General features: G+C 38.2%; 1 protein-coding gene. It reads right to left on the bottom strand.

The window, feature by feature from the left end; translation table 11 throughout:
* Positions 1-570, bottom strand: a 570-nt coding sequence (locus tag KPX09_RS05515; protein ID WP_249549335.1) for a phage portal protein, incomplete at both ends; no start/stop codon positions are given.

The raw sequence follows: 570 nt of genomic DNA, 5'->3' as shown, positions 1-570 counted from the left end.
TGATTATGCTGATCAATGCTGTAAGAAGCAGCTTCGATAGGAGAAAGGCCATACCAATCATTTAAGGGATGAAAGTTTTTGAGATGTAAGAGAGAATGGTGATGGAGAGAAGTGTGGTTAGTATGAAATTCGTGAACTTCGTCATTAACGGAGTACTTGTAAAACACGTAACCATTTTTAGAAACTATTTCTACTCTATCAGGACGCAGAAGATGTAATTCCTGAATTACATCTTCGCTATTTTTAATGGATAAGATGTACGAATTACCACTGATCAGCCTGTAAGTTATTATTCCTTCTATGAGTTCTGAGCGCGTCATGCTGCTGTTTGGTCTTGCCAGCAATTTTAGTATCGGGTGGTTACTTATCTGAAATACTCCTCCTTTTGTTATTTTATTCAATGTCAATCTCACTGACCCTGCTGCTGTTGCTATCATGTGGATCGCTCGAAATGCTATTACATTTTTTATGTATCCATTTTTGGCAAAATTTTCGTAGTCTCTTTCTTCCCATATTGCTTCTCTACTACTCTCCAGGAAAGATGAAACTCCGCTGTTGGTGCCGTAAAGG

It is taken from the genome of Anaplasma phagocytophilum, assembly GCF_023476575.1.
In the GTDB taxonomy this organism is placed as follows: Bacteria; Pseudomonadota; Alphaproteobacteria; order Rickettsiales; family Anaplasmataceae; genus Anaplasma; species Anaplasma phagocytophilum_A.
Note: the sequence above shows the minus strand (reverse complement) of the source record. Positions and strands in the feature narration are given on the sequence as shown.